Below are 8,247 nucleotides of genomic sequence, written 5' to 3'. Positions count from 1 at the left end.
ATATCTAATATCTAATATCTGATGTTAAACCAATCTTTAAATACTTGAAATTGGCAATGTTATTGATCTATTACTTGGCAGTCTTTCACTTCTTTTATAGCTGAAATACAATAATAAATTTATGAGTCGGTTTTATCTAGTTGTCAGGCCGATACGAGCTTTTATAAATTTACATATGGGTAAGTCGAAAGGTGATTCAAAGGCAATTATTTTGTCATCGCTATTGTGAAGTGCATTTATATAATTATTTAATTGAGTGGAATGGCTTTGTTCTTTCGATAATACTTTGTGGTTGATCCTATTTTAATTATTAAACGACATTATTATAAAAAATATGTATTAATTTGAAAGATTAGTAAGAGAAGTTAAAATTTCATAAAAATACACTTACCTTTTATGGGTACTGATGTTATTGTCTATTTGAAAAGTAATGACGCTTTTTAAAGTTCGAATATTAATAGATAAATAAGGATTATCATATGAAATTGGTTAAAGCTTCTATCATCGCAGCTGCACTTGCAATGACTACGGCTGCTCCTGTGGCTTCAGCGGGAACAGGTTATTGGTACGTTTATGCTAGTAAAGTGAATGGATTTAGAACCTGTGCCCAATATAGCCCAGGCTCAGGTTGGTACAAAGCAAGCTCTAAGGCATATACAAGCCGTGGAGCGTGTAATTATTACGGTAGATAAATTTTTATTTATTTTAAAAGCTCATAAAAGCAATTTTATGAGCTTTTAATATGTTTAGGTTATTTGTTTATAAGATTATTTTTTAGATAGTAGCTTTTGTACTTTTTCTTTTAGAGGCGGTAACACTTCCACTTCAAACCAATCATTACGCTTTAACCAAATATTATTCCTAGGACTAGGGTGAGGTAAGGGAATGGCATTAGGCCAAAACGTTTGCCAATTTTTTACGTTTTCCGTGAGTTTTTTACTGGCATTGGGTAAATGGTAAGCATGTGCGTATTGACCAATTACAATAGTCAATTCTATATTTTTTAATTGTGCTAATAGTTGTTCACGCCAAGTAATTGCACATTCGGCTCTAGGTGGTAAATCTCCAGATTTTCCTTTACCGGGATAACAAAAACCCATAGGTAAAATGGCAAATTTTGTATCATCATAAAAATCGGTTTTATTTACACCTAACCAGTGGCGTAATCTGTCGCCGCTGGCATCATTAAATGGCACACCAGTTTGGTGAACTTTAAGCCCCGGAGCTTGCCCTGCAATCAATATCTTAGACTCATTACTAAGTTGGACAACAGGACGTGGTCCAAGCGGTAAGTCTGCTTCGCACAAAACACAGTTTTTTACTTTTTCTTTTAGGTATTCAAGCATGTTTTAATTTACTTAACATTTTAGATAACCGTTCTATTTTAATATTTGATAGTTGTCGATAATCTAAGTAAGGACATACTATCAAATTACTGCCCTCATCTATGGCAAATTCATTATCTAACCAAGTTAATTCAAGCTTTAATTTATCGGAGTTAATAAGTTCTTTAGCATAAGTTTTACCACAAATAATATGCATAGTATCAGAGTTTTCTTTAATTATTGGCGGGCTAAATAATAGTGCAGTTTGAGTGTTGTTTTGTAATAAATAGTCATCTCTATATTGTTGCCATGTAAGTGAGCTCTTACAGTAATCAAAATCTTTTTTATTTAATGCAAATAATAACTTTGCATACACATTAAATACTTTACGCCAACCATTACCACATGCTTGGCCTATGGCATAAATCTCTCCTTGAGTTACTGGTAAAACAGAATCAAGGTTTTGATATTCTGACATATTTGGCTGATTAGCGATATAAATAGCAAATTTAAAACTTGGGCAGCCAAAACCAATAGATGTTGTCATTTAAAGTCTTCAATTATAAATCGTATTATGAATTATTTTAAATGATTGGTATTGCTAATCATACTTAAACATTCAATATATAATACGGTCCAAATTTGTATTTATAAATAATATGCTGGGTGTTATCTCAAATTATGCACGCCTTAGCGCAATTGTACTTTTTGTATATCTAAGTGTTATACATTGAATTGTTTAGATATGATTTAAATGGATATGCCATTTCTGATGAAATATGAGCTTACATGTGATGCAAATGCAAGAAACAAATAAAGAAAGTAGGCTTGAATTAGCGCCTAATACATTTTCAAATATCAATAGACAATTTTGGACTCTACAAATCGCTGGTTGGCTAGGTTATGCCATTGTTGTTTTTATTGCGATAGTGAGGCCGCAGCTCGATGAACCGGGCTTTAACTTCTCTGGGCAAATCATTAATCTTCTTGTAGAAACCTTGAGTGGTTTTGTTTTGTCTTATATTCAATGGTTGCTTATTCGCCGTGTTGTTCACTTGCCATTAAATATTACATTAGCGCTCAGCTTTATTTTTGCTGCAATTTTAGGATTAGTTTATAACATTATAAAGCTCAGCTGTTATAAAGTGATTGTTTATAACCAACCATGGAATGAAGCATGGAATATGCTGGAATTTGGTGGTTGGTTATTGTTTTCTTTAACGACTATGTTTGTTTGGACAGCGATATTTTTTGTAATGCTCTATAACACGAGATTACAAAAAGAGCATGAAATGTTATTACGAGCACAAACTGCTGCTAAAGATGCGCAATTACAAATGCTCAGATATCAACTTAATCCCCATTTTATGTTCAATACAATGAATGCGATATCTACTCTCATATATAAACATGATAATGATAAAGCTAATGAAATGCTGGATATGCTCTGTGAGTTTTTCCGTTATACATTAGATAAAAATGATAAATCAAATACCAGTTTAAAAAAGGAAATAGAATTACTTGATCTTTACTTATCAATTGAAAAAGTCAGGTTTGGTGAGCGATTAAATATAAAAATGGATATTTGTTCATCTGTACTTAATGCGCAAGTACCCAGTATGCTGTTACAACCATTAGTAGAAAACGCCATCAAGTTCGCCATAGAGCCAAATAAACTGCCTGGCACCATTATTATTATGGCAAAGCATGAGCATGACCGATTAGTGCTAAAGATCATAGATGATGGGGAAGGTATAAAACCAAAATCGAAAGCTGGATTTGGTATTGGTCTAACAAATACTAAAGCACGCTTAGATGCGATGTTTAATAGTAACTATGAAATTAATATATCTCAAGGTGAGAATAAAGGCACTGAGGTTTATATTTCAATTCCTTTTGAAAAGTGAGTGCATTAATGAATGAGCCAATTTTTAGCGCAATAATAGTTGATGATGAGCCGCTTGCACTTGAAGGATTAAAATTACGGCTTGAAAAAATACCTCAAATAAATGTGATTGCCCAGGCAACTGATGGCGATCAAGCAATACAGCTGTGCCACGAATTATGCCCTGATATTTTGTTTTTAGATTTACAGCTACCGGGTTTAAACGGGATTGAAGTGGTGCAAGTGCTTCAATCTGATATTTTACCTATGATTGTATTTGTCAGCGCTTATGGAGAATATGCAATCGATGCTTTTGAATTAAATGCAATTGATTATGTATTAAAGCCAGCAAATCTAAATCGGCTTAAAAAAACAGTTGATCGGATCATACAAAGGAGAAACCCTCATCATGCAGATAAAGAAAAATATAAGTTGCTTAAAGCATTAGAAGAATCGTCTGGTTTGGCAATTTCAGAACTTGAAGAGTGGTTAGAAAGTGACTCTGAATTACCGACCAATTTTTGCCAAGAATTAGTGATTAAAAATAGTGACAACGAAAAAGTATTTCTATCAGTAAAAGAGATCCGATGGATTGATGCTGCTGGTGATTATATGTGTGTTCACACCGCTAATGAAACCCATATAGTGCGTATCACGATGAAAAAATTAGCAAACCAATTAGATGATCGAATTTTTAAACGCATACATAAATCTACCTTAGTTAATATCAATTGCATTAAGCGTATTCGTTCATTACGTAACAGCGAAAGCCTTTTAGAACTAGGTGATGATATTCAGTTAAAAGTCAGTCGAAATTATAGTAGTGCGATTCAAGCGTTATTAGATTCGAAACAGATGTAATTGTTTTTATGTAGATGGAATATTTTTTCACATCCTTTTTTTGCTTTTCTGAATGTAGCTATTTAGTCTATTAGATAAAAGGAGAAGTTTTTAAAAATGATTAATTATATAACTTTTATAGTTTTATTTTGTGTTTTTAGCACCATACCCGTTAAGGCAAGTAACACACAGTTGATAGGAACACTTGTGGTGGTCAATAAAAAAGATGATACAGTGAATTTTATTGATCTACAAAGTCGTAAAATCAAATTCACCCAAGATACAGGTAAAGGACCTCACGAATTGGCAATGAGTGCAGATGGACGCTTAGCTATTGTAACAGATTATATTGGTGGTAATAGCTTAACAGTTTTTGATGTTCAACAAGCAAAAAAGATAAAAACCATAGATTTGTCTCAATATCCTAGTCCTCATGGCGTATTATTTTTAAAAGATCAGCGAAGCGTTGCAGTTTCCTCAGAAGGCTCAGATAGCGTGGTAATTGTTGATATTATTTCAGGTCAAATTAAAAAAGTGATTGATACACAACAAAAAGGCTCACATATGGTCGCTATACCTGAGTCTAGTGAGCGTGTGTATACCACTAATATGGATTCTAATACGGTATCTGAATTAGATGTTGAGTCAGGCGCTTTACTTCGCAAAATTGCGACGCCCAATATACCTGAAGCGATCACAGTGAATAAAAGTGGTACTGAGCTTTGGGTTGGCAGTAATGAGGATGGTTTAGTGAGTGTGTTTAATTTAATAAATGGCGGTTTAATAAAGCAATTCAAAGGGTTTAGTTTTCCATATAGAGTGTTATTAACGCGAGATGAAAAATTTGCTGTTATTAGCGATTTTAAAAAAAATACGCTTGATATTATTGATGTAAAGAATAAAAATAAATTAAAGCAAGTTAAGTTTGGCTTGTGGACAATACCAAATGGTTTAGTTTTTCACCCAAATGATCGCATTTTATTTATGACTTCTTATGGTAAAGATAAAGTGGTAGTCATTGATATTCCAACCGGTAAAACCTTATTTGAATTACCTACAGGAGATGGACCTGATGGGATAGGGTATTCACCTTTAGAATTACAATAAACAAAGAGAGCTGATTTCAAAAAAATCTTTTCACACGAAAACTGTAGTTCCTATAAGTTACAGTTTTAACTGTCTTTATAACCTTGTTAATAACATTTAATAGCAATTAACCCTTTGGTCCTATTTTCATCTCCTCTTATCGTACTTTCACTCAATTAAACGTAACACCGCATTAACATCTCGCGATGGCGCATATCAATTGAAAGTCTATCACTCATCTTCCAGTATCTAACATGGGGAGCAAGCTATATCTGATCATTTTAAAGTTATAGCTGTTTTAAAACGGGCCATCATTGAATGTCATAAATAAAAAATCGAAAGCATTGTTTGATGTAAATAAAGATAAGTCGGTACTTGGATTTGATTATGAATAAAACAATCAGTAAGTTCACACAGTTATGTGCTTTAGCATCACTGGCATCTATACAAGGCTGTGGTGGCAGTGTTGAAACTAACACTGACACAAGTCATATAGATATTAAAAAACCAGATAGTGGCTGGGAAATGGTTTGGAGCGATGAATTTGATGCAAGTAGCATTGATTTAAGAAAATGGACACATGAGGTTAATTGTTTAGGGGGCGGCAACCAAGAGAAACAGTGCTATACCGACAGCAGTGACAACGCCTATATTGCAGATGGTGTGTTAAATATTGTAGCGTTACCTGCGGGTGAGGGCGCTGAACAGCCCTATACGTCAGCGCGTTTAATTAGTAAGCATAAAGCTGATTTTAAATATGGGCGTTTCGAAATCAAAGCTAAGCTACCCAGTGGGCAAGGCAGCTGGCCAGCATTTTGGATGCTACCAACGGACGAAACTTATGGTGGTTGGCCTAAATCTGGTGAAATCGATATTTTAGAAGCTGTTAATCTTAAAACTGTCAATGATGAAGATGTCGTTGAAAATCAAATTTACGGTACATTACATTACGGAAAAGAATGGCCTGATAATGCACACTCAGGTAAAGCTTACTCGATTCCAGATGGGATCAATCCAGCTGACGATTTTCATACTTATGCAATTGAGTGGCAAGAAGGTGAAATCCGTTGGTATTTAGATGGTTATTTATATGCAACGCAACGACAGTCTGAAGTACGTTATAACAGTAAAGATCAAGCTGTAGGTTTAGCACATCAAGGTTGGTTTGCTGAGTATTATAATCTGGTATCCGGTGAGTTATCTACACATTGGGATGCAGCGCCTTTTGATCAAAAATTCTTTATGATCATTAACTTTGCAGTAGGCGGAAATTGGCCTGAAAATGTAAATAATTTAGGTGTAGATGCTGATGCATTTACTAATGGTCAACGTTTTGAAGTTGATTATATTCGAGTTTATCAATGTAACCAAAATCCAGATACGGGTAAAGGGTGTGAAACTGTCAGAGCTGGTTACGATAGCCTTGATGATGCATTAGTTGTTGGTAAAGCGCCTATTCCGTCTCCACCTTCAAGTGGCATTCCTCAAAATTTAACCATTTTTTCAGGTACTTTAAACCCTAACTGGCCAGCATGGGATTGTTGTGGTGGTTCAACACCTTCACTTATCAATGATGTTGATAAAGGTGATGTTATTGAGTTTAGTGTGGGTGAATCACCGACTGTGAATGGATTTATTTCAAGAGAAGCTAACATTGTAGATCCTAATGGTAAAGCAAGTCCATTTGATGCGTCACCTATTTTAGAAACTGGTAATGTGAGTTTTGATATGAAAGTGGTTTCAGCTCCAAATAATCCTGATGCCCCTTGGTTTTTAAAAGTAGAAAGTGTTGGTGGTACTGAGTTTGCTGAGCTTGAGTTAAATTTAAGTGAAGAAGCATTAAACCCAACTACAGGGCAGTGGCAAACCTATACTTTTCCATTACAGCAGCTTATTGAAGCTGGTTTAGATCCTAGTGCTATTGATGTTGTAATGATTTTCCCTGCATGGGGAGCTGGTGAAGGCGCTGTATATCAAGTTACTAACTTAGAAATTTCAGCTGATATTAGTTCGCCAAATCTGACTGTGTTTGAAAATGAAGAAAATACCAGCTGGCCAATGTGGGATTGTTGTGGTGGTTCTATACCAACAGTTGAAATGGATGATGAAGTTCATGGCGCTGTAGCACAATTTTCGATTGGTGAAAGCCCTACAGTTATGGGTTTTATATCACGTGAAGGCAATATAACAGATCCAGATGCGCAGCCAGCACCTTTTGATGCAACAGGGATATTAGCTAATGGCGTGATTGAATTTGATATGAAAGTAGTTGATATGCCAAATGATAGCAATGCAGCTTGGATGTTTAAGGTTGAATCGGATAACGGTGCTTCATTTGCAGAGTTACCCCTTAGTGAAAGTGCTGAGGCGAGCCTGCCTGTTGCAAGCCAATGGCAAACTTACACCTTCAAATTGTCTGATTTAGCAAATGCTGGTCTTGATGTTAGTGCTATTGATGTATTAATGATATTTCCTGCTTGGGGCGCAGGTGAAGGTGCTGTGTATCGTATTGATAATCTAAAAGTATACGATCCAAATTCGGCAGATGATTATGTCGGTCATGTTTTATTTGATGATAAAGCGACAGAACAATGGTCTATCTGGGATTGTTGTGGTGGTTCTACGCCAACAATTGAAAATGATGATACAGAACATGGTTTGACTGCTCAATTTATTATTGGTAGTGCGCCTACTGTTATGGGATTACTGGCTGATGAAGAGGTTTATTTAGATGCTTCGAATTTACTGAGTAATGGCATAGTGCAATTTGAAATGAAAGTAATTGAAGCACCAATTAATCCAGATGCTACCTGGATATTTAAAATTGAATCTGGTGATGCAGATACGTTTGCTGAGTTAAATCTTACAGCTTCGCAAGAAGGAGTTGCGCCAGTGATTGGACAATGGCAAACCTATACATTTTCATTACAGAGTCTATTTGATGCAGGGCTAGATATCAGTCAAATTGATGTATTAATGGTTTTTCCTGCTTGGGGCACGGGTGAGGGCGCTATTTACCGCCTAGACAATGTTGTTATTACAGCACCTTAATCATTCGAAATTACAAATAGAGCCATTCATTGGCTCAGTTGCAACGTATTAACAGGTAAA

At 35.2% G+C, this 8,247-nt stretch carries 7 protein-coding genes; 5 read left to right on the top strand and 2 right to left on the bottom strand.

Features of this window, described 5'->3' with window-relative positions; all coding sequences use genetic code 11:
- The first annotated feature begins 479 nt into the window (after positions 1–479).
- Positions 480–692, top strand: a complete 213-nt coding sequence (locus tag KO527_RS16505; RefSeq protein ID WP_216041383.1) for a hypothetical protein — start codon at positions 480–482, stop codon at positions 690–692.
- A gap of 75 nt (positions 693–767) precedes the next feature.
- Here KO527_RS16505 and KO527_RS16500 read toward each other — a convergent pair whose 3' ends face one another.
- Both KO527_RS16500 and KO527_RS16495 read right to left on the bottom strand, forming a co-directional pair.
- Positions 768–1,346: a uracil-DNA glycosylase family protein gene (locus KO527_RS16500; protein ID WP_216041382.1), complete on the bottom strand. Its 579-nt coding sequence runs from the start codon at positions 1,344–1,346 to the stop codon at positions 768–770.
- On the bottom strand, positions 1,339–1,872 hold the full coding sequence (locus KO527_RS16495) for a hypothetical protein (RefSeq protein ID WP_216041381.1): 534 nt from the start codon (positions 1,870–1,872) through the stop codon (positions 1,339–1,341). The genes KO527_RS16500 and KO527_RS16495 overlap by 8 nt, the downstream gene beginning before the upstream one ends.
- A gap of 232 nt (positions 1,873–2,104) precedes the next feature.
- Here KO527_RS16495 and KO527_RS16490 point away from each other — a divergent pair, with 232 nt between their 5' ends.
- The 4 genes from KO527_RS16490 (at position 2,105) to KO527_RS16475 (ending at position 8,187) form a co-directional block, all read left to right on the top strand.
- Complete coding sequence (locus KO527_RS16490; RefSeq protein ID WP_252733811.1) at positions 2,105–3,232, top strand: histidine kinase; 1,128 nt, start codon at positions 2,105–2,107, stop codon at positions 3,230–3,232.
- Positions 3,233–3,240: 8 nt separating this feature from the next.
- Complete coding sequence (locus KO527_RS16485; RefSeq protein WP_216041380.1) at positions 3,241–4,071, top strand: LytTR family DNA-binding domain-containing protein; 831 nt, start codon at positions 3,241–3,243, stop codon at positions 4,069–4,071.
- A 96-nt stretch (positions 4,072–4,167) separates the two neighbouring features.
- Entirely contained in the window at positions 4,168–5,157 is a 990-nt protein-coding gene (locus tag KO527_RS16480) for a YncE family protein (RefSeq protein WP_216041379.1), read from the top strand.
- Positions 5,158–5,523: 366 nt separating this feature from the next.
- A complete protein-coding gene (locus KO527_RS16475) occupies positions 5,524–8,187 on the top strand; it encodes a glycoside hydrolase family 16 protein (RefSeq protein ID WP_216041378.1) in 2,664 nt (887 codons plus the stop codon).
- The last annotated feature ends 60 nt before the right edge of the window (positions 8,188–8,247 follow it).

Origin of the sequence: Pseudoalteromonas sp. C2R02, assembly GCF_018860845.1 — a bacterium.
Lineage (GTDB): Bacteria > Pseudomonadota > Gammaproteobacteria > Enterobacterales > Alteromonadaceae > Pseudoalteromonas.
The sequence above is the reverse complement of the archived record's forward strand: the minus strand, read 5'-3'. Positions and strand labels throughout refer to the sequence as shown.

Bases quoted from the DNA above. Each gene is read 5' to 3' on its own strand.
- KO527_RS16505 (WP_216041383.1), top strand. From the start codon at position 480: ATGAAATTGGTTAAAGCTTCTATCATCGCAGCTGCACTTGCAATGACT.
- KO527_RS16500 (WP_216041382.1), bottom strand. From the start codon at position 1,346: ATGCTTGAATACCTAAAAGAAAAAGTAAAAAACTGTGTTTTGTGCGAA.
- KO527_RS16495 (WP_216041381.1), bottom strand. From the start codon at position 1,872: ATGACAACATCTATTGGTTTTGGCTGCCCAAGTTTTAAATTTGCTATT.
- KO527_RS16490 (WP_252733811.1), top strand. From the start codon at position 2,105: ATGAGCTTACATGTGATGCAAATGCAAGAAACAAATAAAGAAAGTAGG.
- KO527_RS16485 (WP_216041380.1), top strand. From the start codon at position 3,241: ATGAATGAGCCAATTTTTAGCGCAATAATAGTTGATGATGAGCCGCTT.
- KO527_RS16480 (WP_216041379.1), top strand. From the start codon at position 4,168: ATGATTAATTATATAACTTTTATAGTTTTATTTTGTGTTTTTAGCACC.
- KO527_RS16475 (WP_216041378.1), top strand. From the start codon at position 5,524: ATGAATAAAACAATCAGTAAGTTCACACAGTTATGTGCTTTAGCATCA.